This window comes from Kurthia populi (assembly GCF_042686175.1).
In the GTDB taxonomy this organism is placed as follows: domain Bacteria; phylum Bacillota; class Bacilli; order Bacillales_A; family Planococcaceae; genus Kurthia; species Kurthia populi.
Map to the genome: position 1 here is coordinate 1 of NZ_JBHUOR010000047.1, position 533 is coordinate 533.

Annotated in this window: 1 protein-coding gene; it reads right to left on the bottom strand. The window is 43.9% G+C overall.

The genetic code is table 11. The annotated features are described in order from the left end of the window. Nucleotides 1-29: 29 nt before the first annotated feature. On the bottom strand, nt 30-533 hold a 504-nt coding region (locus ACFSY7_RS10265; protein WP_380147767.1), incomplete at its 5' end, for an IS256 family transposase.

The following is a 533-nucleotide window of genomic DNA, read 5'->3' on the forward strand; positions in this document are numbered from 1 at the left end:
CTCAACCCAAACTTGGTAGATCGTCACATTTAGCGATCAAACATCGCTTCTAATTCGGCACGTGCCTGGTCAAATCCAAGATGACAACGTGCGAGGAAGCGTGTGTTGTAGTCATTTAATTGTGAAACGAGGAAGCGTTCTAGTGATGCTTCGTTCGGAAACTGTTCCTTACGTTTCGTATATTTTTTCAGCTGTTTATTCACCGATTCAATCAAATTTGTTGAGTAAATACTACGGCGAATCGACTGTGGAAAAGCGTAGAACGTTAAAATGGCATCGCCTTTGACCATTGGCACGAGCTTCGGATAGGCAGTCTGCCACTTTTTGATAAAGCGTTCGCGTGCTTCAATCGCTTCTTCTAGCGTTTCAGCACGATACACTTGTTTGAAGTCGTCACACACTTCTGCACGATCTTTCGTCCGCACTTTATGACTCAAATTACGCTGCACATGAACGAGGCACGTTTGATAACGCGCGTGCGGATACACTTCAGAAAGCATCGTTTCCATACCTTTTAAGCCATCTGAAATAAA